At 71.4% G+C, this 26,037-nt stretch carries 20 protein-coding genes; 8 read left to right on the forward strand and 12 right to left on the reverse strand.

Annotated features, from left to right (window positions below):
* Window positions 1-2: 2 nt before the first annotated feature.
* From EJG53_RS26195 to EJG53_RS26205, 3 genes are read right to left on the reverse strand one after another with little or no spacing between them, the layout of a single operon-like run.
* Entirely contained in the window at window positions 3-941 is a 939-nt protein-coding gene (locus EJG53_RS26195; protein ID WP_125046862.1) for a hydroxymethylglutaryl-CoA lyase, read from the reverse strand.
* The gene (locus EJG53_RS26200) at window positions 938-2,935 is read right to left on the reverse strand and encodes an ATP-binding protein (protein WP_174856457.1); all 1,998 of its coding nucleotides are present in this window, start codon (window positions 2,933-2,935) and stop codon (window positions 938-940) included. Before EJG53_RS26200 ends, EJG53_RS26195 begins: the two co-directional genes overlap by 4 nt.
* Before the next feature lie 32 nt (window positions 2,936-2,967).
* Window positions 2,968-4,593 (reverse strand): carboxyl transferase domain-containing protein, encoded by a 1,626-nt coding sequence (locus EJG53_RS26205; protein WP_125049607.1) that lies wholly within the window; start codon window positions 4,591-4,593, stop codon window positions 2,968-2,970.
* A gap of 151 nt (window positions 4,594-4,744) precedes the next feature.
* Here EJG53_RS26205 and EJG53_RS26210 point away from each other — a divergent pair, with 151 nt between their 5' ends.
* The 3 genes from EJG53_RS26210 to EJG53_RS26220 all read left to right on the forward strand — a co-directional run bounded on the left by EJG53_RS26210 (window position 4,745) and on the right by EJG53_RS26220 (window position 7,633).
* The gene (locus tag EJG53_RS26210) at window positions 4,745-5,440 is read left to right on the forward strand and encodes an SACE_7040 family transcriptional regulator (RefSeq protein ID WP_167515167.1); all 696 of its coding nucleotides are present in this window, start codon (window positions 4,745-4,747) and stop codon (window positions 5,438-5,440) included.
* 80 nt (window positions 5,441-5,520) lie between these two features.
* The gene (locus EJG53_RS26215) at window positions 5,521-6,678 is read left to right on the forward strand and encodes an acyl-CoA dehydrogenase family protein (RefSeq protein WP_125046866.1); all 1,158 of its coding nucleotides are present in this window, start codon (window positions 5,521-5,523) and stop codon (window positions 6,676-6,678) included.
* Between the two features lie 70 nt (window positions 6,679-6,748).
* Window positions 6,749-7,633 carry an acyl-CoA thioesterase gene (locus EJG53_RS26220; protein ID WP_125046868.1) on the forward strand — a complete coding sequence of 295 codons (885 nt, stop codon included), beginning with the start codon at window positions 6,749-6,751 and terminating at the stop codon, window positions 7,631-7,633.
* A gap of 91 nt (window positions 7,634-7,724) precedes the next feature.
* Here the strand turns inward: EJG53_RS26220 and EJG53_RS26225 are convergent, their stop codons facing one another.
* Window positions 7,725-8,519, reverse strand: a complete 795-nt coding sequence (locus EJG53_RS26225) for a phosphatase (RefSeq protein WP_125046870.1) — start codon at window positions 8,517-8,519, stop codon at window positions 7,725-7,727.
* Window positions 8,520-8,631: 112 nt separating this feature from the next.
* Between EJG53_RS26225 and speB the strand changes: the two genes are divergently transcribed.
* Complete coding sequence (speB, locus tag EJG53_RS26230) at window positions 8,632-9,618, forward strand: agmatinase (protein WP_125046872.1); 987 nt, start codon at window positions 8,632-8,634, stop codon at window positions 9,616-9,618.
* A 104-nt stretch (window positions 9,619-9,722) separates the two neighbouring features.
* Here the strand turns inward: speB and EJG53_RS26235 are convergent, their stop codons facing one another.
* Together EJG53_RS26235 and EJG53_RS26240 are read right to left on the reverse strand one after the other, a co-directional pair.
* The gene (locus tag EJG53_RS26235) at window positions 9,723-10,007 is read right to left on the reverse strand and encodes a hypothetical protein (protein WP_125046874.1); all 285 of its coding nucleotides are present in this window, start codon (window positions 10,005-10,007) and stop codon (window positions 9,723-9,725) included.
* A 173-nt stretch (window positions 10,008-10,180) separates the two neighbouring features.
* Window positions 10,181-11,155 carry a LysR family transcriptional regulator gene (locus EJG53_RS26240; protein ID WP_125046876.1) on the reverse strand — a complete coding sequence of 325 codons (975 nt, stop codon included), beginning with the start codon at window positions 11,153-11,155 and terminating at the stop codon, window positions 10,181-10,183.
* A gap of 197 nt (window positions 11,156-11,352) precedes the next feature.
* Here EJG53_RS26240 and EJG53_RS26245 point away from each other — a divergent pair, with 197 nt between their 5' ends.
* On the forward strand, window positions 11,353-12,348 hold the full coding sequence (locus EJG53_RS26245; RefSeq protein WP_244955349.1) for a DMT family transporter: 996 nt from the start codon (window positions 11,353-11,355) through the stop codon (window positions 12,346-12,348).
* Here EJG53_RS26245 and EJG53_RS26250 read toward each other — a convergent pair.
* A complete protein-coding gene (locus EJG53_RS26250) occupies window positions 12,284-13,114 on the reverse strand; it encodes an SDR family NAD(P)-dependent oxidoreductase (RefSeq protein WP_125046878.1) in 831 nt (276 codons plus the stop codon). The genes EJG53_RS26245 and EJG53_RS26250 overlap by 65 nt on opposite strands.
* A 126-nt stretch (window positions 13,115-13,240) precedes the next feature.
* Here EJG53_RS26250 and EJG53_RS26255 point away from each other — a divergent pair, with 126 nt between their 5' ends.
* Window positions 13,241-13,666, forward strand: coding sequence for a MarR family winged helix-turn-helix transcriptional regulator (locus tag EJG53_RS26255; RefSeq protein ID WP_125046880.1), 426 nt, complete (start codon window positions 13,241-13,243; stop codon window positions 13,664-13,666).
* 159 nt (window positions 13,667-13,825) lie between these two features.
* Here EJG53_RS26255 and EJG53_RS26260 read toward each other — a convergent pair whose 3' ends face one another.
* From EJG53_RS26260 to EJG53_RS26280, 5 genes are all read right to left on the reverse strand, one after another.
* Complete coding sequence (locus tag EJG53_RS26260; RefSeq protein WP_125046882.1) at window positions 13,826-14,743, reverse strand: nitroreductase/quinone reductase family protein; 918 nt, start codon at window positions 14,741-14,743, stop codon at window positions 13,826-13,828.
* 514 nt (window positions 14,744-15,257) lie between these two features.
* A complete protein-coding gene (locus EJG53_RS26265) occupies window positions 15,258-16,943 on the reverse strand; it encodes an NAD-dependent malic enzyme (protein WP_125046884.1) in 1,686 nt (561 codons plus the stop codon).
* Between the two features lie 156 nt (window positions 16,944-17,099).
* Complete coding sequence (locus EJG53_RS26270) at window positions 17,100-17,804, reverse strand: TetR/AcrR family transcriptional regulator (RefSeq protein WP_125046886.1); 705 nt, start codon at window positions 17,802-17,804, stop codon at window positions 17,100-17,102.
* Complete coding sequence (locus EJG53_RS26275; RefSeq protein ID WP_125046888.1) at window positions 17,801-20,089, reverse strand: YhgE/Pip domain-containing protein; 2,289 nt, start codon at window positions 20,087-20,089, stop codon at window positions 17,801-17,803. Before EJG53_RS26275 ends, EJG53_RS26270 begins: the two co-directional genes overlap by 4 nt.
* Window positions 20,061-20,873 (reverse strand): ATP-binding cassette domain-containing protein, encoded by an 813-nt coding sequence (locus EJG53_RS26280; RefSeq protein WP_125046890.1) that lies wholly within the window; start codon window positions 20,871-20,873, stop codon window positions 20,061-20,063. The genes EJG53_RS26275 and EJG53_RS26280 overlap by 29 nt, the downstream gene beginning before the upstream one ends.
* Before the next feature lie 205 nt (window positions 20,874-21,078).
* On the opposite strand from EJG53_RS26280, the gene EJG53_RS26285 reads away from it, so the two are divergent.
* Both EJG53_RS26285 and EJG53_RS26290 read left to right on the forward strand, forming a co-directional pair.
* Window positions 21,079-23,985, forward strand: a complete 2,907-nt coding sequence (locus EJG53_RS26285; protein WP_174856458.1) for a discoidin domain-containing protein — start codon at window positions 21,079-21,081, stop codon at window positions 23,983-23,985.
* Window positions 23,986-24,253: 268 nt separating this feature from the next.
* On the forward strand, window positions 24,254-25,948 hold the full coding sequence (locus EJG53_RS26290) for a penicillin-binding transpeptidase domain-containing protein (protein ID WP_125046892.1): 1,695 nt from the start codon (window positions 24,254-24,256) through the stop codon (window positions 25,946-25,948).
* Window positions 25,949-26,037 lie beyond the last annotated feature (89 nt).

The raw sequence follows: 26,037 nt of genomic DNA on the forward strand, positions 1-26,037 counted from the left end.
GTTCACTCCTTGTGGGAGAGGGCGCGGACGGTGCGGGACGGGCTCGGACGGCCGAGCTGTCCGGCCATCCACCCGCTGGTGGCGGTGAGCCGGCCCAGATCGACCCCGGTCTCGATACCGAGGCCCTGCAGCATCCACACCAGGTCTTCGGTGGCGAGGTTGCCGGTGGCGCTCTTGGCGTACGGGCAGCCGCCGAGGCCGCCCGCCGACGCGTCGACGGTGGTGACGCCGTGCTGGAGCGCGGCGAGGGTGTTGGCCAGTGCCTGGCCGTAGGTGTCGTGGAAGTGCACGCCGAGGCGGTCGGTGGGCACGCCCGCCTCGTTCAGCGCGGCGAGCAGCGCCTGGACGTGGCCGGGGGTGGCCACGCCGATGGTGTCGCCCAGGCTCAGCTCGTCGCAGCCCATGTCCAGCAGGGCGCGGCAGACCCGTACGACCTGTGCGACCGGGACCGGGCCCTCCCAGGGGTCGCCGAAGCACATGGAGAGGTAGCCGCGCACGTGCGCCTGCTCCTCCTTCGCGCGGGCGACCACCGGGGTGAACATGGCCAGCGATTCCTCGACCGTGCGGTTGAGGTTGGCCTTGGCGAACGACTCCGTGGCGCTGCCGAAGACCGCGATACGGCGGGCACCGAGGGCCAGCGCGCGGTCCAGGCCGCGGTCGTTGGGGACCAGGACGGGCAGGTGCGCGTCGAGGTCCGCGAGCATCGGGTAGAGCTGCTCGGCGTCGGCGAGCTGCGGCACCCACTTGGGGTGCACGAAGCTGGTCGCCTCGACGGTCGTCAGCCCGGCGTCCACGAGGCGGCGTACGAACTCGGCCTTGACCTCGGTGGGGACGACGGCGGACTCGTTCTGCAGGCCGTCGCGCGCGCCGACCTCGTGGATACGGACCCGGGCGGGCAGGCCGGGGGCCGGGACGGGCATGGGGAGTCCGGGAGCGGTCATGCCGTTGCCTCCTCGGTCGGGGCGGGCGCCTGCGCGTCCGGCCCCTGCGCGCCGGACTCGTGCGGATCGACGACGGCGAGCACCTGGTCCATGGCCACGGTGCTGCCCGGGGTGACGCCCAGCTCGCTGACCGTGCCGGCGTGCGGCGCGGAGATGACGTGTTCCATTTTCATCGCCTCGACGACCAGCAGCCCCTGCCCGGCGGCCACTTCGTCGCCGACGGCCACCTTCACGACGGTGACGGTGCCGGGCATCGGCGCGGTCAGCGCGTCCATCCCGTGCGCTCCGGCGGCGCCGCGCAGCGTCTCGGCGACCGGGTCGTGGTCCGTGACGTGCCAGGCGTCGCCGTCCCGGCCGAGCCAGTCGCCGGCCCGGTGGAAGGTGTGCACGACACCGCCGACGGTGACGCGGACTTGGCTGTCGGTGACCTGGCCGGTGCCGGTGGCGGCCACCGGTTCGTGTCCGGGCACCTTGACCTGGTGGGTGACGGGCGCCGGGCGGCCGCCGATCCGCCAGCCGTCCGGTACGGCGAACGGATCCACCCAGCCGCCGTCCGCCACCGGCTCCAGCGCCGCGTTCCGTACGGCCGCGGCGGCCGCGTACACCTCGGCGGGGACCTCGGCAGGCACCAGCGCGTCCATCTCGCGCTCCACCAGCCCGGTGTCCAGCTCGCCCGCCAGGACGGCCGGGTGGGCCAGCAGGCGGCGCAGGAAGCCGGTGTTGGTCGGCACGCCGAGCACGACCGTTTCGGCGAGCGCGGCGCGCAGCCTGCGCAGTGCGGTCGCGCGGTCCGGGCCGTACGCGATGACCTTGGAGAGCATCGGGTCGTACAGGCTGCCGACCTCGGTGCCCTCGGCCAGGCCGGAGTCCGTGCGCACCCCGTCGCCCTGCGGCTCGGCGAGCGCCAGGACCGTACCGCCGGACGGCAGGAAGCCGCGTGCGCCCTCCTTGACCGACACCGTCTCGGCGCAGATCCGGGCCTCGACGGCGTGCCCGGTCAGCCGGACGCCGTCCTGCCCGAACGCCAGCGGCTCCCCGGCCGCGATCCGCAACTGCCACTCGACCAGGTCCAGGCCGGTGACGAACTCGGTGACCGGGTGCTCGACCTGGAGGCGGGTGTTCATCTCCATGAAGAAGTACGACGCGGGGTCGTCGCCCGGCACGATGAACTCGACCGTGCCCGCGCCCCGGTAGCCGCACGACCGGGCGGCCTGGACGGCGGCCTCGCCCATCGCGGCCCGGGTCGCCTCGTCCAGCAGGACGGACGGCGCCTCCTCGATCACCTTCTGGTGGCGGCGCTGGAGCGAGCACTCCCGCTCGCCCAGGTGGACGACGTTGCCGTGGCCGTCCGCCAGCACCTGGATCTCGATGTGCCGGGGGCGGTCCACCCAGCGCTCGACCAGCAGCGTGTCGTCGCCGAAGGAGCCGCGCGCCTCGCGGCGGGCGGCGGCGATCTCGTCGGCGAGCAGCGCCTCGTCCCGTACCAGGCGCATGCCCTTGCCGCCACCGCCCGCGGACGGCTTGAGCAGCACCGGCATCCCGGTCTCACGCGCGGCGTCCGCCAGTTGGGCGTCGGTCAGACCGCTCCCGGACGAGCCCGGGACGACCGGCACCCCGGCGGCCCGCACCGTCTCCTTCGCGCGGATCTTGTCGCCCATCAGCTCGATGGCCTCGGCGGACGGCCCGATGAAGACCAGTCCGGCGTCGGCGCAGGCAGCCGCGAACGCGGTGTTCTCGGCGAGGAAGCCGTACCCGGGGTGCACGGCCTGCGCGCCGCTGCGGCGCGCGGCCTCGATCAGGCGGCCCGCGTGGAGATAGCTCTCGGTGGACGGTGGCGGCCCGATCCGTACGGCTGTGTCGGCCTCGTGGACATGGCGGGCGTCGGCGTCCGCGTCGCTGAAGACGGCGACCGAGCGGATGCCGAGCGCGCGCAGCGTCCGAATGACACGGACCGCGATCTCGCCCCGGTTGGCGACCAGGACGGTGTCAAACATGCTCATCTGTTCCTTCACTCCCCGCACTCCCCTCACATCCGGAAGACGCCGTAGCCGGGCTCGCCCAGCGGCGCGTTGCCGCACGCCGTCAGGGCCAGTCCCAGCACCCGGCGGGTGTCCAGCGGGTCGATGACCCCGTCGTCCCACAGGCGCGCGGTCGCGTAGTACGCGCTGCCCTGCGTCTCGTACTGCTCGCGGACCGGGGCCTTGAAGGCGGCCTCCTCCTCGGCGCTCCACTCCTCGCCGCGCGCCTCCAACTGGTCGCGCTTGACCGTCGCGAGGACGGAGGCGGCCTGCTCGCCGCCCATCACCGAAATCTTCGCGTTCGGCCACATCCACAGGAAGCGGGGCGAATAGGCCCGGCCGCACATCGAGTAGTTGCCCGCTCCGTACGAGCCGCCGATCACGACGGTCAGCTTGGGCACGCGGGTGCACGCCACCGCCGTGACCATCTTCGCGCCGTGCTTGGCGATACCGCCCGCCTCGTAGTCGCGGCCGACCATGAAGCCGGAGATGTTCTGGAGGAAGACCAGCGGGATGCCGCGCTGGTCGCACAGCTCGATGAAGTGCGCGCCCTTCTGGGCGGACTCGGAGAACAGGATGCCGTTGTTGGCGACGATGCCGACCGGGTGGCCGTGGATGTGCGCGAAGCCCGTCACCAGCGTCGTGCCGTACTCGGCCTTGAACTCGGCGAAGCGGGAGCCGTCCACGACGCGCGCGATGACCTCCCGTACGTCATAGGGCGTACGGGAGTCGGCGGGCACCGCGCCGTACAGCCCGGCCGGGTCCACCTTGGGCTCCTCTGTGGGGCGCACCGTCCAGGGCAGCGGGCCGCGGCCGCCGAGCGTGGAGACGATGGTGCGCACGATGCGCAGCGCGTGCGCGTCGTCCTCGGCGAGGTGGTCGGTGACCCCGGACGTACGGGAGTGCACCTCGCCGCCGCCCAGCTCCTCGGCCGTGACGACCTCACCGGTCGCGGCCTTCACCAGCGGCGGACCGCCCAGGAAGATCGTGCCCTGGTTCCGTACGATCACGGCCTCGTCGCTCATCGCCGGGACGTACGCGCCGCCCGCCGTGCAGGAGCCGAGGACCGCCGCGATCTGCGGGATGCCCGCGCCGGACATCCGCGCCTGGTTGTAGAAGATCCGCCCGAAGTGCTCGCGGTCGGGGAAGACCTCGTCCTGCATCGGCAGGAAGGCGCCGCCCGAGTCGACCAGGTACAGGCACGGCAGGCGGTTCTCCAGCGCCACCTCCTGGGCGCGCAGGTGCTTCTTGACCGTCATGGGGTAGTACGTGCCGCCCTTGACCGTCGCGTCGTTGGCGACGATCACCGTCTCGCGACCGGAGACCCGGCCGACGCCCGCGATCACGCCCGCGGCCGGCGCGGCACCGCCGTACATCCCCTCCGCCGCCAGCGGCGCCAGCTCCAGGAACGGCGAGCCGGGGTCCAGCAGGGCGTCCACCCGGTCGCGCGGCAGCAGCTTGCCCCGCGCGGTGTGCCGGGCCCTGGCCTTCTCGCCGCCGCCGAGGCGGGCCGCGGCGAGCCGGGCGCGCAGGTCCTCGGCCAGTTCCTGGTGGGCGGCCTCGTTGGCGCGCCAGGTGTCCGACGCCGGGTCGGCCGTGCTGTCCAGCACCGGTGCCACTTCCGCCGGGTCCATCCGCATCCGTGCCTCCGCCTCCTTCGGCTCCCTCACCACAGCTCCTCCGTACGGCTGCCGCGGACGCCGGGGATCGCCCGGCCGTTAATGGGCGTTAACTTCCTTGCCGCCAGGTTAACGACCACTAACCCGCCTGTCTACAATCGGTTGTATGAGCAGCACACACGCCCCGGCAGCCACCAGCCGACGCGAGCAGATCCTCAAGGAGGCGGCCCGGCTCTTCGCCGAGCGCGGGTTCCACGGCGTCGGCGTGGACGAGATCGGTGCCGCCGTCGGCATCTCCGGGCCCGGCCTCTACCGGCACTTCGCCGGCAAGGACGCGATGCTGGCCGAACTGCTCGTCGGTATCAGTGAACGGCTGCTGGAGGGCGGCCGCATCCGCGCCGCCTCCGGTGGCGACAGCCCCGCCGCCGTGCTGGACGCCCTGATCGAGGGGCACATCGACTTCGCCCTCGACGACCGCCCGCTGATCACCGTCCACGACCGCGAACTGGACCGGCTGCGCGAGGCCGACCGCAAGCGGGTGCGCCGCCTCCAGCGTGAGTACGTGGAGCTGTGGGTGCAGGTGGTGCGCGACGTGTATCCGGCGTGCACTGAGCCGGACGCGCGCGCCTCCGTGCACGCCGTGTTCGGCCTGCTCAACTCGACCCCGCACCTCAGCCGCCCCGGCGCGCTCCCGGGCCGTACGGAGATGTCGGAGCTGCTGCACCGGCTGGCCCGGGGGGCGTTCGCTGCGGTGGGTGCGGACGAGGGTGCGAGCGGGAGCGCAAGCGGGCGCGCGGACGGCGGTACGGGCGTGCCCGGGGGGCTCTCCGCCCCCTCGGTCACCTCTGGACAGTCTCACTGACCGGCGGGTAGCTTTCGGCTGAGCAAGCGCTTAGTCGAGGGGTCGGTGGTGGCCGGCCGGCGGACCTGAGGAGGCGGCGGATGCGTCGTACGGTGTTCAACGAGGATCACGAGGCGTTCCGGGAGACCATCCGCGACTTCATCGCCGCCGAGGTCGTCCCCGTCTACGACGAGTGGCTGCAGGCCGGACAGGCGCCCCGCGACTTCTACAAGAAACTCGGCGCACTGGGCGTCTTCGGCATCGAGGTCCCGGAGGAGTACGGCGGCGCCGGCGAGACCAGCTTCAAGTTCAACGCCGTCATCACCGAAGAGTGTGCCCGGGCCGGCGTCAGCTTCGGCGGCTCCGGCGTGCACACCGCGCTCTGCCTCCCGTACTTCCTGAAGTACGCCACCGAGGAGCAGAAGCGGCGCTGGCTGCCGCCGTTCGTCTCCGGCGACATGATGACCGCCATCGCCATGACCGAGCCCGGCACCGGCTCCGACCTGGCCGGCATGAAGACCACCGCCAAGCTCTCCGAGGACGGCACCCACTACGTCCTCAACGGCGCCAAGACCTTCATCACCGGCGGCGTCCTCGCCGACCGCGTGATCGTCTGTGCCCGCACCGCCCCTCCCACCCCCGAGGACCGCCGGGGCGGCATCACCCTCCTGGCGGTCGACACCACCTCCGAGGGCTACGCCGTCGGCCGCAAGCTGGAGAAGCTCGGCCTCAAGAGCTCCGACACCGCCGAACTGTCCTTCAGCGACGTCAAGGTGCCCGTCGAGGACCGTCTCGGCGAGGAGGGCAAGGCGTTCTCCTACCTCGGCCAGAACCTCCCGCAGGAACGTCTCGGCATCGCCTTCGGCGCCTACGCCCAGGCAGCCGCCGCCGTCCGGTTCGCCAAGGAGTACGTCCAGGAGCGCGAGGTCTTCGGCAAGTCCGTCGCCTCCTTCCAGAACACCAAGTTCGTCCTCGCGGACTGCAAGTCCGAGGTGGACGCCATGCAGGCCGTCGTCGACCGCGCCCTGGAAGCCCACGACGCGGGCGATCTGACCGCCGCCGACGCCGCCTCCGCCAAACTCTTCACCACCGAGCGCGCCGCCGTCGTCATCGACAAGTGCCTCCAGTTGCACGGCGGCTACGGCTACATGCAGGAGTACCCGATCTCCCGCCTGTACGCCGACACCCGCGTCACCCGCATCTACGGCGGCACCAGCGAGGTCATGCGCTCGATCATCGCCAAGTCCATGGGACTGTGAGCCTTCGCGTCCCGCTGCCGCGCCGGCGCCCGGCCCCGCGCGCCGCAGCCCGAACGAAAGCCGTACGCGCGTGAACGACGCCCTCGCCGCCCTGCTCGCCCAGCTCGACCTGGAACGCATCGAGCAGGACATCTTCCGCGGCACCAGCCGCCCGTCCGTCGTCCCCCGGGTCTTCGGCGGCCAGGTCGCCGCCCAGGCCCTGGTCGCCGCCGGGCGCACCGTCCCCGACGACCGCCCGCCGCACTCCCTGCACGCCTACTTCCTGCGCCCCGGCGACCCCGGCGCGCCCATCGTCTACACCGTCGACCGCATCCGCGACGGCCGGTCCTTCACCACCCGCCGCGTCGTCGCCGTCCAGCACGGCCAGCCGATCTTCCACCTCTCCGCCTCCTTCCAGGTGTACGAGGAGGGCATGGAGCACCAGGAGCCGATGCCGTACGCACCGGACCCGCTCACCCTGCCCACCGCCGCCGAGATGCTGCCCCGCCACGCCGACCGCTTCCGCGAACCGGGCGTGGCGCAGCGCCTCCTGGAAGCACGGGCAGCCGTCGATCTCCGCTACGTGGACGAGCCGCCGTTCGGCACGGCGGGCGAGCCGCGCGAACCGCGCTCCCAGGTCTGGTTCCGTACGCACGGCAAGCTCGACGGCGACATCGACCAGCCGCTGCTGCACATCTGCCTGGTCACCTATGTCTCCGACATGACCCTGCTGGACTCGGTACTGCTCGCCCACGGGCGCGGCGGCTGGGCGGTCGGCGACGTGGTCGGCGCGAGCCTGGACCACGCCATGTGGTTCCACCGGCCGTTCCGGGCCGACGACTGGCTGCTGTACGACCAGGAGTCGCCGACCGCGCAGGGCGGGCGGGGGCTGGGCAAGGGCCGGATCTTCACGGCGGACGGGCAACTGGCGGTGTCGGTGATCCAGGAGGGGGTTATTCGGGTGCCGCGGGGGTGAGGGGTGTGGTGGGGTCGTTGCGGGAGGGGCCCGTTCGCCGTGGTCGGCGAACGGACCGTAGGAGGATCTTCCTCAGCCGGTCGGGCTTCCCTCAGCCCGTCAGGCCCGCCGCGTCCAGCAGGTACGCCGTCAGCGGGTCGTAGTAGCGCGGGCTCAGGACGTGATCGTCCAGCGGAATCGTCACCTGCAGCGTGCCCTCCGCCTCGCCGACGAACAGCGCCGGGTCGTTGCAGTCCGCGAACCCGATGGCGTCCAGACCGCGCTGGCCCGCGCACCCGGCCCAGCCGTGATCGGCCATGACCAGATCGGGCAGCGCCTCGCCCGCCCGCTCCAGACCGTCCAGTACGGCGGTCATCGGCGCGGGGGAGTGGGTGTGCCACAGCGTCGCGCCGCGCTCCAGCATCGCCACGTCGGCGAACTGGAACACCACCCCCTCGTCCGCCTGCAGCCCGTCCGGCACGACGACGATGTCGCAGCCCTGGGCGCGCAGCGCCTCGGCGGTGGCCCGGTGCACGTCCAGCAGCCCGCCCGGGTGCCCGGTCGCGAACAGCACGCGTTCGCGCCCGGCGGCGGCCTTGCGCAGCCGGGCGGCCGCGCGGTCCAGGGCGTCCACCGTCAGCTCGGGGTCGATGGTGTCCTGGCCCATCCGGTGACGGGTGTCGTCAATGACGCCGCATCGTTCCGCCATCACCGCGAGCACGTCCTGCTCGTCGGTCCAGCGGTCCCCGAGCTCCAGCCCGAGCCAGTAGTGGCGGTCTCCGTTGGCCAGCTTGCGGTAGTGGTCGAGGTTGTTCTCGCGGGGAGTGGCGACCTCACCGGCGATCCGGGTCCGTACGAGATGGTCGACGAGTTCGGTGCGGCTGGGAACAGGCGGCAGTATCGGCATGGGGTCATTGTCCCTTGAAGCACCCGGCGATGGACGTGATGTCCATCGACCGGCGGCACATCACCACAAATGTCCATGGGCACGCCGGGTCCCGCTCCCTACCCTCAGCCTCATGACCACCGCATCCGCCGCCTCCGGCGCCTCCCAGGAACCCGTCGGCCCCGTCGACTCCTCCCGCATACCCCGTTACGCGGGCCCGGCGACCTTCGCCCGGCTGCCCCGCCTCGACCAGGTGGGCACGGCCGACGTCGCGGTGGTCGGCGTCCCCTTCGACACCGGAGTCTCCTACCGCCCCGGCGCCCGCTTCGGCGGCAACGCCATCCGCGAGGCGTCGCGCCTGCTGCGCCCGTACAACCCGGCCCAGGACGCGTCCCCCTTCGCGCTCGCGCAGGTCGCGGACGCCGGTGACATCGCCGCCAACCCCTTCAACATCAACGAGGCCGTCGAGACCATCGAGGCCGCCGCCGACGACCTCCTGGACACCGGCGCCCGCCTGATGACGCTGGGCGGCGACCACACCATCGCGCTGCCCCTGCTGCGTTCCATGGCCAAGAAGCATGGCCCGGTCGCGCTGCTCCACTTCGACGCGCACCTGGACACCTGGGACACCTACTTCGGCGCCGAGTACACCCACGGCACCCCGTTCCGCCGCGCCGTCGAGGAAGGCATCCTCGACACCTCGGCCCTCTCCCACGTCGGCACCCGCGGCCCCCTCTACGGCAAGAAGGACCTCGACGACGACGAGAAGATGGGCTTCGGCATCGTCACGTCGGCGGACGTCATGCGCCGCGGCGTCGACGAGGTCGCCGACCAGCTCCGCCAGCGCATCGGCGACCGCCCGCTGTACATCTCCATCGACATCGACGTCCTGGACCCGGCCCACGCCCCCGGCACCGGCACCCCGGAGGCCGGCGGCCTGACCTCCCGGGAACTGCTGGAGATCCTGCGCGGCCTGGCCGGCTGCAACCTGGTCTCCGCCGACCTCGTGGAGGTGGCCCCCGCCTACGACCACGCCGAGATGACGTCGGTGGCGGCCTCCCACACGGCGTACGAGCTGACGACGATCATGTCGCGGCAGATCGCGGCGTCGAGGGGCTGAGGGCTGCTGTCCGGCTCCGGGCGGTGCTGCTGCTCGGAGCCGGTCGGCCTGCTGTCCGGCTCCGGCCGGTGCTGCTGCTCAGCTCCGGCGTGTCGCGGGGCGTGTCAGGACGTACTGGGCCGGTACCAGCGGTGGTAGATCCTCACGGCTTCCTCCGGCGGATGGTTCGGCAGTTGGGTCACCTCGCCGTCGACCTTGGAGATCGCCACGTTGCTGCCGCCGGGTCCGGCCGGCGGCGCCTGCGGGTCCGCCGGAGCCGGCCAGCTCGCGCGTACCAGGTAGCCGACGTCGAATTCGTGGACGAAGAGGCCGGACGGGCCGCCGGGCGACCCGACTTCGCGGAAGTAGCGGCGGCCGATTTCCCTCGCCTCCTCAGGCGTCGTCGGCACCGGCCGTGGTCCGTCGTCCGCCGTACCCGGGTGTGGCGGGGGTGAGGGCGGGGGCGGAGGAGGCGGGGGAGGTGTGGGTGGGTGACCGGAAACATGGACCGGGATGTCGGACTCTGCCATGAACTGCCCCTCCTGCGGCACGGAAACTGCCGTTGGTCCTGTCAAGCTTCGCGTCAACGGTGGTCAACTCCCCCCACGTCGCGCCCGCCCGCACGGTTCTCCCCGGAGGCGGGTTTCAGCACAGTGGCGGATTCCTCCGGGCGGGACGCGTGCGTGAGCACGTCGAGGCAGGCGCGGACGGGCGGCGTTTCCGTACGAGGGCGCCACGCCGCCTGCACATGGCGGCGCAGCGGCGGATCCGTCGGTACGCACACCACGTCGGACGGCACCTGCTGCAGCGCCGCGTCCGGTATGAGCGCGGCGGTCAGGCCGGACGCCACCAGTGCGAGCTGGGTGGCGTGGTCGCCGACGCTGTAGCGGATCTCCGGCTCGACACCATGGGCGCGCAGGGCCTGTACGAGCGCTTCGCGCGGTTCGGCCCCCGGCGGACACGCCGCCCACGGAACGCCGCCGAGGTCGGCGAGGCGCAGCACGGGCCGGGCACCGAGCGGGTGGTCCGCGTGCAGCGCCACCTGTGCCTCCTCCGTGACGATCGTCCGGACGGCGACGCCTTCCGGAATGTGCCGCGGCCGGTTCGCCCAGTTCTCGATGAGCAGCAGGTCCAGCTCGCCGTGCAGCAGGGCGGGGAGCAGACCGGTCACTTCGCCGTCGCGCACCGACGGAGTGAGCCGCGGATGGCGTGCGCCCAGAGTGGCCAGCGCGGCGGGCAGCAGGGTGCGGATGGCGCTGCCCACGGCACCGATCCGTAGCGGACCCAGAACCTCCGTTCCCAGCGCGGCCAGATCCTGCTCGGCAGCGCCCACCCGGGACATGACCGCGGCCGCGTGATCCGCCAGCACCCGGCCGGCGTGCGTCAGCCGTACGCTGCGCCCCTCCGGCTCCAAGAGCCGGTGCCCGCACTCCCGTTCCAGCTTGCTGAGCTGCTGGCTCATCCCGGACGCCGTGATGTGCAGGGCCTGTGCGGCGCGTGCGATGGACCCGTGGGTGTCCACCGCAGCCAGGGCACGCAGTCGCTCCAAGTTGATCATGCGCTCAGGCTAGCTACTCGTAAGCAGAGGTACTGAGTTGTGGTGACAGAACGTCGCTTTTGTTGATGGGTGGTGGGGGTCAGAGTGGAGAAATGAGGGATTCAGGAGGCGGCGCATGCCAGACGGGCCGGGCCGGCCGGTCCGATCAGACCGATCGGACCGGTGCGGCGGTGGGGTGCGGCGGCGGCATACGCGGCATGCCCGTATGGATGGTGATCGGCGGCAGCCTCTGCATCTCCGCGTCCGCCGCCTTCGTCGAACTGTCCGGTACGAGCGCGGGGACGGCCGCCTTCTTCCGCTGCGCCATCGCGCTGACCGTACTGGTGCCGCTCGCGCTCGCGGAACGGCGAGCGGCCGGACGGCGGGCGTGGCGGCTGCGGCGTCTGGACCTGGCCGCGGGCCTGGCGCTCGGTGTCGACTTCGTGTTCTGGGCCGCGGCGGTGCACAGCGTCGGAGCGTCCGTCACCACCGTGATAGTCAACATCCAGGTGGTGGTCTACCCGCTGCTGGCGCGGCTCTTCACCCGTACTCCCGTGCCACGGCGCTTCGTTGTCGTGGCCCCCGTCATGCTGCTGGGAATCGCCCTGGCCAGCGGGGCCGTCGGCGTTCCGGTCCAGGGCAGCGACCCCGCGCGGGGAGCGGTGTTCGGGCTGATCGCCGGCTGCGGGTACGCGGGATATCTCTTCCTGATGCGACTCGGCGGCGGGCAGGGGCACACCGTCAGCCCGGTGTGCACGTCCACCGCGGCCGCCGCGACCGCCGCCGCCCTCCTGGGGGGAGCGTGGACGGGCATCGACTTCTCCCTCGACGGTCGCGCCTGGGCCTGGCTGACGGTGCTGGCTCTCGTCGGGCAGGTCCTCGCCTGGCTGATGCTGACGCCCGCGCTGCCGAAACTGCCGCCCGATGTCGGCGCCGCGTTGCTTCTTCTTCAGCCGGTGATGGCGGTCGGCCTCGGAATGGCGGTCGGGGAACGCCCCACCGCGGGCCAGTTCGGGGGATGCGCGCTGGTTGTCCTGATGGTGTGGTGCGTCGGCCCGGCGGGTCCGGGGCGGGTCCGGAAGGTGGCGATCACCAGGGCAGGTCGGGTCCGGGCCTGGGTCCGGGTCCCGGGCCGGTCCCGGGTTCGGTTCAGGAAGGCTCCGGGACCGGGGCGCCGATGTCGTGGGCCCGGTCCAGGCCCAGGGCCCGGTTGAGGCGTCCTGAGACGCGCGTGGTCGTCGTGCGGGGAAGGATCCGGGTGGCCCAGGTGATGGCCCGCAGGCCGGTGCGCCCGGGATAGGCGTTGACGGCTCCCTCGGCGAACGCGTCGAGGGTCCGGGCGGCGACCGTCTCGGGCCGGTCGGTGAAGGCCGGCTTCAGGGCGGCGGTGGTGCCTTCGAAGAACGAGGTGGTGGTGGGCCCGGGGTGGGCCGCCATGACCCGGACCCCGCTCCCGCGGAACTCCTCGGCCAGCGCCTCGGTGAAGGACAGGACATACGCCTTGGTGGCCGCGTAGGTCGCCAGGTACGGCATGGCCTGGAAGGCGGCCGTAGACGCCACGTTGATGATGCCGCCGCTGCTCCGCGCGACCATCTTGCCGCCCAGCGCGTGGGAGAGCCGGGTGAGAGCGACGATGTTCAGCTCGACGCTGTCGATGTGCCGGTTCTGCGGGGAGCCGAGGAACGGGCCGACGGCGCCGGCGCCCGCGTTGTTGACCAGCAGGTCGATGGCGATGTCCCGCCGGTCGAGCGCCGCGACCAGCCGGGAGACGCCGTCGGGTGCGGCAAGATCGGCCACCTCGGTCGTCACCTCGGCGCCGTACTCCTCGCGTACGGAGTCGGCGACCCGGCGCAGCGCGTCGCCGGAGCGGGCCACGAGGACGAGGCGGGCGCCGCGCCGGGCGAGTTCCCGGGCGTACGCCTCGCCCAGACCTTTCGAGGCGCCCGTGACCAGGGCGGTGATGCCGGAGTAGCGGGTCATGCGCGGTCCCTTCGTTCCACGGCGGGCCACATCACGGACGCGCCGCACATGTACTTCGAGACTCGAAGTACCTTCGCCGGAAAAGGTAACAGCTTCGAGTCTCGAAGCAAGTGTTAATCTCGGACCATGACCGACCCGCTGCTGGAATCGGTGGTGCGCGCCAACCACGAACTGTTCATGCGCACCGGTGACCGGGTCTCCCGGCCGCTGGAGGAAATGGGTCTCACCCTGGCGACCGCGCAGGCCCTGTGGGCCATCGACCCGGACCGGCCGCCGCCGTCGATGAAGGTGCTGGCGGGCCGGCTGTACTGCAACGCGCCCAACCTGAGCTTCGTCGTCAACCAGTTGGTCGACCGCGGACTCGTCGAGCGCGGCACCGACCCCGCCGACCGGCGGGCCCGGGTGGCTGTACTGACCGGGCGGGGCCGGGAGATGCGGGAGCGGGTCGTGGACCTGCTGCTGCGGCAGAGCCCGTTCGCGGAGTGCGACGCCGAGGAGCTGCGCCGCCTCGCCGAGCTGCTGGAGCGGGCGCTGGACGGGTCGGCCGACTGAGCTTGTTCCTCGGCCTCGGCCTCGGCCTCAGCCCCGGCATCGGAGGAGTAGCCGGTCGGGCTCCTGACAGTTCCGGCCGCACCGCCCGGCCGGCCGTGCGCGACCAGGCCCTTGTCCAATGCGGATTCCGGCCCTGGTCGCTCTGCCTGTCCCGGCCGTTTACGGTGCGGGCGGCGGCCACGGAACGTCGGCCAGTGCCGGGATCACCTGCTCCTCCTCATAGGCGAGGTGGGCGCGCAATTCGGCGGACATCCGATCCAGATCGGTGAGGAAACGTTTCGGGTCGGCGGTGCCGATATCCGCCAGGAGGGCCAGCAGGTCGTTCTGGATACGGGCGATGGTGCGGTGTTCCTCCTGGAGCCGGTCGATGGCGGGCCGCAGCTCGGGGTGATAGCGGGCGACGGAGGGAAATACGTGCGCGTCCTCGCCGGTGTGGTGGAATTCCAGGCTCTGGCAGAACGCCAGACAGTGCTGCCGGATCTGCAGCCCGAGCCCCGGCGCCGGCGGCGCGCCCGGTCCCTGGTGAGCGACCCGCGCCGCGAGGTGGGCTTCCGCCTCGTCGCGTACGTGCCGCAACTGCGCGCGCAACCATGTATGCACCTGTACGAGCTTGTCGGCGAGCGTGGTCACGGCGACCGGATTCTCTCCGTCCGCTGCCACGTACTCGCGCTCGGCCGATTCCAGCACCACGACCGGCAGCGTGCGGGACGTAGCCGCCTGATAATCGCCGTACCCAGGTGCCACGTTCACCACCTGCGCGAACAGCCGGTCGCGGTGCTCACCCTCGGCAGGCACCGCGATCGCGTCGAACGCTTCCGTGCCGAACTCCACCCGCACCTGCGGGCGCGCGAGCAGGTTCCGGTACCAGTCGGGGTGGTCCGGCGCGCCGAGATTCGACCCGACGACGAGCAGCAGACCGCCGTCGCGGACGCACCCGAGGGGCACGGTGTGCGGCTTCCCGGACGTGGCGCCGGTGGTGGTCAACAGAAGAAGGTCACTGCCCTCGAACGGGCCACCGACTTTTCCACCGTTGGCTCGAAACTCGGCGATGACCGATTGGTTGAAGGACTGGGACATGCTGGTGTCGCTCTCCGAAAAGTGAAAGGGAGTAAGGGAGAAAGGAAAGAGGGTGCGGGGGGGGGCGCGCGGGCAGGCTGACGCTTACGGCGCGCGGCAGTGGCCGCACGCGGCCTCGTTCGGAGAAAACACCGGTTACCTGTCGTGCCACCGGTTGCGGGCCGTGCAATCGATCACGTTTCGCATAATCGATTACCCGCTACGTCATCGACTACATGTCATGGATGACGCGCGTCCCACGCCGTACGCAGAACGCCGGAACCAGAACGGGGCAGGAACCTGCATCGGGACCGGAACGAGGGAACCGGAATGCCGGAACCGGAATACAACCCGGCATGCGATGCACCGCCGCGCGCGCACTTGGCGCGCTGATGTCAGGCTCAGCCCGTGGAGTATGAACTCATGGCGTCGTCCCTGGAGAAAGGTGTGTCGCCCGACCGCCGGCCGGCCCACTGCTCTTTGGCCGACGTCACGCGCACACGCGTCCCTATTAGACCCAGCGGCCGACGGCTCGTCAACCGGGTGATGACGGCGTGGGCCCGTACTCCGGCTGCCACATCGCGTCCTGCACCGCCTGGACGACATCGTCGGGAGCCACGCGCGCGACTCCTTCACCGACGGCCGCCCGTACCACCGCGACCGCGACGGCAGCCGAAGAAGCACGCAGATTCTCCACCTGCGGCAGCAGCGGCGCGCCCGGCCCGCCGCCGGTACGGTCGCCGGCCTGCCCGGCGACCGCGTCGGCGGCGGCCAGCAGCATCCCGGGCGTCAGCCGCTCGGCGCGCGAGACCACCACGCCCAGCCCGAGCCCCGGGTAGACGAGAGCGTTGTTGGCCTGGCCGATGACGTGCCGGACGCCGTCGATCTCCACCGGGTCCACCGGGATGCCGGCCGTCGTCAGGGCCTTGCCGCCGGTCCAGCGCAGCAGGTCCGCGGGCATCGCCTCGATCTTCTCGGTCGGATTGGAGAGCGGAAAGATGACGGGCCGCTCGACGTGCTCCGCCATCTCCCGCACGATCTGCCGGGTGAAGGCACCGCGTACGGTCGAGGTGCCGATCAGTACGGTCGGGTGCACGTTCCGTACGACCGTCAGCAGATCGATGCCGTCGCGTCCGGCACCGTCGCCCCTCCAGTTCTCGACCTCTTCTTCGGGCCGGGCGTAACCCCGCTGATAGTCGCGCAGCCCGTCCATGCCGTCGAGCAGCAGCCCCGGCCGGTCGACGAGCCAGATACGGCGGGTCGCTTCGGCGCCGTCCAGGCCCTCGCGGACCATGGCCTCGCGGAGCTGGTCGGCGATGCCGACGCCGGCTGTCCCGGCCCCGAACACCACGACGCGCTGCTCGCGGAACGGCACGCCGGTGACGTCGAGCGCGGACCGGACTGCGGCGAGCGTGATGGCGCCGGTGCCCTGCATGTCGTCGTTGATCATGCGGTAGCGCCCGCCGTACCGCTCCAGGAAGCGCCGCGCGTTGCCCGCGCCGAAATCCTCGAAGTGCAGGAGCGCGTCCGGGTACAGCGTCGAGACCGTGTCCAGATACGCGGCGACGAAGGTGTCGTAGCGTTCGCCGCGCGCCCGGCTGTGCCGTACGCCGAGGTACAGCGGATCGTTGAGCAGCGTCTCGTTGTCCGTACCGACGTCCAGGACCACCGCCAGGCAGCGCGCGGGATCGATGCCCGCGGCCGCCGTGTACACGGCCAGCTTGCCCACCGAAATCTGGATTCCGTGCACGCCCCAGTCGCCGATGCCGAGGATCTGCTCGGCGTCGGTGACGACGACCAGGTCCACCTCGTCCGGCGCGAGATCCAGTTCCTCGAAGGAGCGGCGCAGGTCCTGGGGCCGGTCGATGGAGAGGAAGACGCCGCGCGGGCGCCGGTACTCATGGCTGTACGTCTTGATCGCCTCGCCCACGGTCGGGTCGTAGACGATGGGCAGCAGCTCGGCGAGGTGATCGGTGAGCAGCCGGTGGTAAAGGACCTCGTTGCGGTCGTGCAACTGCTCCAGATGGATGTACGCGGCCAGGTCGTCGGGCTGGCGGCGCAACTGCTCGTACGCGCGCCGCGCCTGCTGGTCCAGCGTGAGCACCGCGTCGGGCAGCCGGCCGACGAGGCCGAGGCGGTCGCGTTCGGCGGCGGTGAAGGCGGTTCCGCGGTTGGTCAGCGGATCGTTCATGACCCACGGGAGCCGCGGCTGTCTGCTCATCCGTCCGCACTCCCCGGCGCTCGTCTGCCGCCAGCCGGGCCAGTCCCACGGGCCCCGGCCGTTTACGCATGCCCCGCCAGTCTCACGCGAGAGCCCCGCCCCCGCATCCGGTGGATACGGGAACGGGGCTCTGACCTGCGTGTAAGCGCGTTCGGCTCAGTCCGCGCGGAGAGGACTGACCCGTCCTTGCAGCAGCCGCGACAGGGAGGCGTGCACGTCCTCCACCGAGCGGTGCGGCTGGAACGACAGCCAGTCCAGTGCCGCCACGAGCACCATGCCGAGGAGGGCGGAGGCCGTCAGCGGGATGTCGAGTTCCTCGGTCAGCTCGCCGACGTCGACGGCCTCCCGCAGCACGTCCTCGACGACGGCGACCGCCCGGCCCCGTACGGACTGCAAGGTCGGCTGCCAGACCCGGTTCGTACGCCACAGTTCCGCCACGTACAACTGGGTCAGGGAGGGCGAGCCGGCGATGAAGTCCAGGCCCGCCCGGATCATCGCGTCCAACGCGTCGACCCGGGTGCCGCCGTCCACCCGCACCGCCCGGTCGGCGGCGTCCCGGAGGGAGGCGGAGAGCAGGTCGATGCCGTCGCGCAGCAGCTCCTCGTAGAGCACGTTCTTGCTGGCGAAGTTGTAGTAGACGGTGCCCTTGGCGACACCGGCGCGGTCGGCGATCTCGTCCACCGTGGTGGCGGAGAAGCCCTGTTCGGCGATGAGGGTGACCGCGGCGTCGAACAGCTTGCGCCGGGTGGCGCCCCGGCGGGGCCCGAGAGCCGGGGCGGCGGCTTCGGGCCCGGCGCCGGGGGCGGCGCCGCGAACGGCGCCGTCCCCGTGCCTGCCCCGGTGCTCGGTCCGCACGCTCACAGGCTCAGTTCCGGGTGCAGGTCCTTCATCCGTACGACCTGCCGGCTGCGCGCGGTCAGCGCCGTGAGCGCCAGCGCGGCCACCGTGAACACGGCCAGCACGATCGAGCCCTGCCACACGATCCCGAGGTCACCGCCGGTGATGAGCCGACGCAGGCCGTCCACCACGTAACTCATCGGCAGGAACGGGTGGATCGCGCCGAAGAAGCCGGGGCTGGTCTGCACCGGGTACGTACCGCCCGCCGACGTCAGCTGAAGCATCAGCACGACGAGCGTCAGTACACGGCCCGCCGGCCCGAACTGCGCGCCGAAGAACTGGATGATGGCGGTGAACGCGGCCGTAGCCAGCAGCAGGAAGCCGATGGTGGCACCCGCGCGTTCCATCTCCAGGCCGAGGCCCCAGTGCAGTACGGCCATCAGGGCCAACACCTGCACCACGCCGATGGCGAAGGCCGGCAGCCAGGACCCGAGCGCGATCCGCCAGCCCGGCGCCCCCGCGGCAAGCGCGCGCTTGCCGAGCGGCGCGAGCAGCATGTAAGCGACCATCGCGCCGACCCACAGGGACAGCGGGATGAAGTACGGGGCGAGACCGGTGCCGTAGTTCGGCGCCTTGTGCATCGACTTCGAGGCCAGCTCGACCGGGTTCGACATGACGTCGGTACGGGCGTCGCGGTCCTTCTTGTCGTAGTCCGGGATCTTGTCCACGCCGCTGTTCAGGCCACCGGCGAGCTGGTTGGATCCGTCCTTCAGCTTGTAGATGCCGCCCTTGAGGTCGAGCGCGCCGTCCTCCAACTGTCCGAGACCGTCGCCGATCTTTCCGGAGCCGTTCTTGGCGTCGCCGAGCTTGTCGTGCAGCTTTCCGGCGCCGTTGGCGATCTTTCCGCTGCCGTCGGCGATCTTTCCCGTACCGTTCGCCAGCTTTCCGCTGCCGTCGGCGAGCGTGTTGATGCCCTGGACGAACTGTCCGGCACCTTGGGAGACCTTCTGGGCACCGGCGTTGAGTTCGTTGATCTGGCCGATCGCCTTTTCCGCATTGCCGGCGATGCCCGGGGCCTTGTCGGCGACCAGCTCGGCACCCTTGTGCAGCTCGCCGAGCTGCGTACGGAGGTGCTGGAGGTCCAGCTTTCCTATGACTCCGTCAACCTTTTCCGCCGCGTCGGCGGCGAGTGCGGTGCCTGCCGCGATGCCCTTCAGCTTCGCGCAGTCGGCCTTGTCGGCGGAGGCGCCACCGCAGCGCTCCTGGTAGAGGGACCTGGCGTCCGCTGCGTTCTTCCGTGCCTCCGCGGCAGCCTTGGCGGAGTTCCCCGGAAGCTTGCCGAGGTCGTCGTCGAGAGCCTTGCTGAGGTCGGCGACGACGCGCGCCTTCTCGGCGATCTCCTTGCCGTGCGCCTTCAGGAACGGCAGGTCCTGCTTGGCGATGCCGTTGACCTTGTCGGCGAGCTGCTTGGTGCCCGCGGCCACCTGGCCGGCGCCGTCGCTGAGCTGCTTGCCCTTCGCCCTGGCGGTGCCGAGGCCCGAGTTGAGGTCCTTGGCGCCCTTGTTCACGGCACCCGCGCCCTGGCTCAGCTCGCCGGTCTTGTCGCGCAGCGACCCCGCGCCCTTGCCCAGCTCACCGAGCCCATCCGTCAGCTCACCATTCTTGTCCTTGGCCGTGCCGAGGCCGTCGGCGAGCTTGTCCGTGCCGTCCTTGGCCTTGCCCAGGCCGTCGTCGAGCTTGGTGGCGCCGTCCGCGGCCTTCGCGGTCTGGTCGTGCAGATCCGAGAACGACACAAAGATCTTGTCGAAGAACTCCCGCGACGACTTCGCCGAGGTCTTCGCGCGGATCTCCGAGAAGATCGTCTTGGAGATCGAGCCGACGATGTAGTTGTTCGCGTCGTTCGTACGGACCTGGAGCGCACCCGTCTCCGGGTGGTCGCCCGAGCTGGAGGCGATCCGCTCGCTGAAGTCCTTCGGAACGGTCAGGGAGAGGTAGTACGTACCGTTCTCGACACCCTTCTCGGCGTCGGCGGAGCTGACCTCCTCCCAGTTGAACGTCTTGCTGTCCTTGACGTTCTTGACGAGTTCGTCGCCGGCCTGGATCTTCTTGCCGGCGGCGGTGGCGCCCTGGTCGTCGTTGACGAGCGCGACCGGGATCTTGTCCAGGTTCGCGTACGGATCCCAGAACGAGCACAGGTACAGCGCGCCGTACAGCAGCGGGATCAGCATCAGGGCGACGAGGCCCAGCCGGGGGAGCCTCCCCCTGCCGAAGCGCTTGAGCTCAAGCGCGGCGAGCTTCGGCGAGCGCATGGGCTGCTTCCTCCTCGTGGATGTCGGTCGTACCGGCCGTGCCGGTGGTCGAAGTGGGGGCGGGGGAGGCGGCGGGCTCGGTGGCCGCGGGCGCGGTCCGTACGACGATCGCGTCGCGCGGGGCGGTGCTGGCCGCCGCCACCACCGTCGTGCCGTTCAGGGCCAGGTCCCGCAGCATCTGCCAGGCCAGCGAACGTTCGTCCTCGGAGAGCTTGAGGTCGACGTCGTCGACGGCCACCAGCCGCGGGCCGTGCATGACGGCCAACGCGATTGACAACCGCAGTGCGTCAATGCGCTCCAGGTCGCGTACGGCCGTGCGCAGTCCCTTCGGCAGCGTGGCGGGGTCGAGGCCGACGGCGGTCAGCGCGGCCTCGACGCGGGCCCGCGTCGCCTCCTTGTAGCGGCGGCCCCAGGGCAGCCGGGCGCCGAGCGAACCGGCCATCCGGCGGCCCAACAGGGCCTGCTCCTCCAGGTGTTCCCCTGCGGTCAGGGCCGGTTCCAGGTCGGCGATGCCGGGGACGTGCGCGATGGCGGTGAGGCTGCGCACCGTACCCATGCGCTTGGGGAGGGGGAAGCCGGCGACCGTCGCGTGGCCTTCGGCGAGCTTCATCCGGCCGGTGAGCGCCAGCAGGAGACAGGTGCGGCCGGAGCCCGATGGGCCCTCGACGGCGATCAGCGCACCCGGGTCCGCGGTGATGTGGACGTCTCTGAACGCCCACCCCCGCGGGCCTTTCACTCCGATTCCCCTGGCGTTGACCGCCGCCCCCTGGCGGGTGGTGTCCACGGCCCCTCCTTTGATCTGACTGGTCAGTCTAAAAGTGTGCCGTATGGAGTGGGCTATTGACCAATCAGCGCGCGATCCTGTGAACTCCGTCATGTGGCGGGTGGGGCGCTCCGATGCTTTTGGGGCGTTTGTTGGTGATGTTCTCGGTGTGGTCCGTGGTGCTGAGCGCACGGCCGTACCGGTTGGACACTTGCGACGGAGACCGATGACTCACTCGGCCAAACTGATCGCCCCGCTCCTCGCGGGGGCCCTCGTCACGACGCTTCCACCGGCGTCGGCAGCTACTCCGGCAGCCACTTCGGCACCGGGCGCTCCGGCGGCAGCGGCGGTGCAGGCCGCCGGGCCTGCCGGATCCGCCTGGCCCGCCGACTCCACTCGGTCCACCGGACCTGCCCAGCCGTCCAGCGCCTCCTGCTCCCCGCGGGACCTGGACCGTTCCGGCGCGCGGCCCTCCGAGGCGAAACGTTCCGCCACGGACGACGGCGACGGCTGGACCCCCACCGCCACCCGTATCGACCCCGAAGACGGCCACCACGCCTTCGTCGGCAACGGCTACCTCGGCCAGCGGATAGCCCCCAACGGCGCCGGCTACACGGCCCCCGGCGAGACGACCGGCTGGCCGCTGAAGACACCGCGTTACGACGGTTCCTTCGTCTCCGGCCTGTACGCACGCGGCCCGGAGAAGCTGAAGGGCCGCCAGGCCATCGCCGCGCTCCCCACCTGGACCGGCCTCGACGTGACCGCCGCCGGCGACCGCCCGCAGACCTTCGACTCCTCGACCCCGGCGGGCCGCATCTCGAACTACCGCCAGACGCAATTCATTCGCTGCGGACTGGTCCGTACATCACTGACGTGGACGGCCGCCGACGGGCGCGTCACCGACCTCGTGTACGACGTACTCGCGGACCGCACCAACGCGCACACCGGCGCCGTACGGCTGCGCATGACGCCCAACTGGGGCGGCCGGGCCACCGTCACCGACCGTCTCGACGGACGCGGCGCGCGCCGCATGACGCAGACCGGCGGCGGCGCGCGGCCGGGCAGCCGGACGATGGACGTGACCTTCCGTACGGACGGCACGAACACGGACGGCGCCATCGCCTCGGCCCTGCGCCCCGGCTCCCAGGTCCGCCCGCAGGACGCGCCCGCGAAGCACGCGCCCACGCGACAGGCGAGCGCGGGCGCGGCGAAGGATCTGAGCAACCAGCAGAGCGTGACGTTCCCCGTACGGGCCGGGCGTTCCTACGAGCTGACCAAGTACGTCGGCGTCGACACCGCCCTCACCTCCCGTACTCCGCGCGCCGCCGCGACCACCGCCGCGCAGCGGGCTGCGGACCGGGGCTGGGACGCCCTGTACCGGAAGCACGCCGCCGCCTGGCAGAAACTGTGGCGCAGCGACGTCGAGGTGAAGGGCCGCGGGCACCGGGACTTGCAGGCGTGGGTGCGTGCGGCGCAGTACGGGCTGCTGTCCAGCACGCGTTCCGGCAGCAGCGACAGCATCAGCCCGGCCGGACTGACCAGTGACAACTACGCGGGCGAAATCTTCTGGGACGCCGAGACGTGGATGTACCCGGGACTCCTGGCCGCCCACCCCGACCTGGCCAAGTCCGTCGTGGACTACCGCTACAAGACCCGGGCCGGCGCCGCCGCGAACGCGAAGAAGCTGGGCTACAAGGGCCTGTTCTACCCGTGGACCAGCGGCAGCAAGGGCGACCTCTGGAACGAGTGCCACAGCTGGGACCCGCCGCACTGCAAGACCCAGAACCACCTGATGGGCGACGTGTCCCTGGCCGCCTGGCAGTACTACCTCGCCACCAAGGACACCACCTGGCTGCGTGAACGCGGCTGGCCGGTGCTGAAGGGCAGCGCGGAATTCTGGGCCTCGCGCGTCACCCGTAACGGCGACGGCAGCTACTCGGTCAAAAACGTCGCCGGACCGGACGAGTACAGCAACGGCGTGAACGACGGCGTTTTCACCAACGCCGGCGCAGTCACCGCGCTGCGCAACGCCGGACGCGCCGCCGCACTACTCGGCCGGTCCGCGCCCGCCGCCTGGAAGGACATCGCCGACCGCATCCGCATCCCGTACGACGCGAAGAACGACGTCTTCCAGCAGTACGACGGCTACCGGAACACGATGATCAAGCAGGCCGACACCGTCCTGCTCATGTACCCGCTGGAATGGCCGATGTCGCAGCGCGCCAAGGTCAACACGCTCGACCACTACGCCGCTCTCACCGACCCGGACGGCCCCGCCATGACCGACTCGGTGCACGCCGTCGCCGCCGCCGGAGCCGGCGAGCCGGGCTGCTCGACGTACACGTACATGATGCGTTCCATCAAGCCGTTCGTACGCGGCGCCTTCCACCAGTTCTCCGAGGCGCGCGGCGACAAGGCGGGCGCGGGCGACCCGCACGCCGGATCGCCCGCGCAGGACTTCCTCACCGGCAAGGGCGGTTTCCTGCAGACCTTCACCAACGGGCTGACCGGGCTGCGGATGCGCGAGGACCGGGTGCACCTGGACCCGATGCTGCCGCCGCAACTGTCCGACGGCGTCACGCTGCGCGGGCTGCGCTGGCAGGGGCGTACGTACGACGTGGAGATCGGCGCGCACAGCACGACGGTGCGGCTGACGGCGGGCGCGCCGATGCGCGTCGAGTCGCCGGAGGGCGAGCGCGTGGTGAGCCGCGGCGTACCGCTGACGCTCAAGACCCGCCGCCCTGACCTCGCGGCGACGGACAACGTGGCCCGCTGCACCACGGCGCGGGCCACGTCGGAGGAGCCCGGTATGTACGCGGGCGCCGCCGTGGACGGCAACGCGGCCACCTCCTGGACGCCGGACGGTCCTGACGGCACCCTGACCGTCGACCTCGGCAAGTCGTCACGGATCGGACAGATCACGCCGCGCTGGAAGGACGGTGAGCCCGCCTCGTACGTGGCGCAGGTCTCGACGGACGGCAAGCACTGGTACGGCACCGGGTACGACGGGCGCACGACGGCCCGCTACGTACGGCTCACGGTGCGCGGCGCAGAAGCGACGAAGGGCGGCCGGCGCCCCGGGCTCGCGGAGCTGACGGTGCAGAAGGCCGCGGGACCGGCGGCCGGGGAGTAGCCGAGAACGGTTCAGGATCCCCCTCGGAACGGCCCGGGTCGACGACCCCTGAAAATCGCCACGTAGCGACCTGGGCCGTTTTTCTTTGACGCAGTCATTGATTTGGTCACTGTCCGGCCACTGGCCTGAGTCACTGGTCCGAATCACTGGATCGGATCATTGGTCTGGACCGAAAGTGACCAATCCGTCCCCTGAACGAGACATCTGTGACCGCGTCCGTCACATAGTGTCCGGACACGCACGGTGTGTCTGACCTGGGAGGGGAACTGTGCGTACGGGTGTGAAGTACGTGGTCGGCGGGGTCTTCGCCGCGGTGGTGGGTGTGGTCGGCGTGGGCGCGTACAACGTCTACGAGGCATTCGCCGGCGGCGACTCCGGTACGTCCGGGACGACGGCCGGTACGACCGCCTCCAGACCGACCGGTCCACCGAGCGAGGAAGAAGTGCGCAACACCGCGCGCGACTTCCTCGCGGCCTGGAGCAAGGGCGACACCGAGACCGCCGCCCTCCTCACGGACAACGCCGAGGGCGCGCGCCGGGCGCTGACCGGCTTCCACGACGACGGCCTGGTGTCGAAGGTGTCCTTCGAGGCCGGGCAGAGCGACGGCGCGAAGGTCCCCTTCCACGTCACCGCCGAGCTCTCGGTGGGCAAGGGCGACGGGAAGGCCAAGGGCACGGACGAGGGTAAGGACGCGGGCGAGGGGAAGGGCGGATCGGAGCACTCGACCTGGTCGTACGATTCCGCGCTGCGCGTCGTACGCGGCAAGACCACCGGCAAGGCGCTCGTCGACTGGCAGCCCACCGTGGTCCACCCCGCCCTGCACCGCGGCGAGAGCCTGCAGACCGGCTCCGACGGCGCGCCGCCCGTCAAGGCGGTCGACCGTAACGGCGCCGAACTGGACGCCGAGGCCCTCCCTTCGCTCGGCGCCATCCTGCCCGCCCTCCGGGAGAGCTACGGAGAGAAGGCGGGCGGCGTCCAGGGCATCGAAGTGCGCGTGGTGGGCGAAAGCGGCGAGCCGGGCAGGACGCTGCACACCGTCGTCAAGGGCCGTGAAGGAACGTTGCGCACGACGCTGGACGCGAACGTGCAGCGCGCGGCCGAAGCGGCGGTCAAGGACTACCGCCAGGCGTCGGTCGTCGTGGTCAAGCCGGGCAGTGGGGACATCCTTGCGGTGGCCAACCACCGTACGGACCAGTTCAACGCGGCCTTCCAGGGCCGGCTGGCGCCCGGCTCCACGATGAAGGTCGTCACGGCCGCGATGCTGATGGAGAAGGGCCTGGTTTCCGCAGGCAAGAGCGTGGAGTGCCCGAAGTACGCGTCGGCGGGCGGACGCTCGTTCCACAACCAGGGCATGTTCGCGATCAGCGGCGGTACGTTCGCCGACAGTTTCGCGCGCTCCTGCAACACCGCCTTCATCAGCCTGGCCGACCGCCTCTCGGGCACGGACCTGAGCGACGAGGCGCAGGAAGTCTTCGGACTCGGCAAGGACTGGAAGGCCGGGATACCGACGTTCGACGGCAGCGTGCCGCAGAGCGACGGCGCGGAGACCCCGGCGGCGCTCATCGGCCAGGGCCGCGTCCAGGCCAACCCGCTGAACATGGCGTCCGTGGCCGCCACCGCCAAGGCCGGGTACTTCTCCCAGCCCGTCCTGGTCTCACCGGAACTGGACGGCCGGCGCGTCGCCCACGCGAGCCGCGCCCTGCCCCCCTCGGTCGCCGCGCAACTGCGGGCCATGATGCGGCGTACGGCCGTGAGCGGCACCGGCGCGCGGGCGATGGCCGGACTCAGCGGCGACATCGGCGCGAAGACCGGTTCGGCGGAGGCCGACGGCCAGGGCGACGCCAACAGTTGGTTCCTCGGTTACCGCAACGACGCCGCGGCGGCCGCGGTCGTCCAGCAGGGTGGTCACGGCGGCGACGCGGCGGGACCGATTGTCCGGAGGGTGCTCGCGGCGCGCCGCTGAGGGGAAGGGTCGACACTGGGCGTGCCCGCGTCGGGGCCTGCCCGCCTCCCGGGGGCATGTCCGTCCCCGGGCGTCGACTAACGGGAGGA

Source organism: Streptomyces chrestomyceticus JCM 4735 (assembly GCF_003865135.1).
In the GTDB taxonomy this organism is placed as follows: domain Bacteria; phylum Actinomycetota; class Actinomycetes; order Streptomycetales; family Streptomycetaceae; genus Streptomyces; species Streptomyces chrestomyceticus.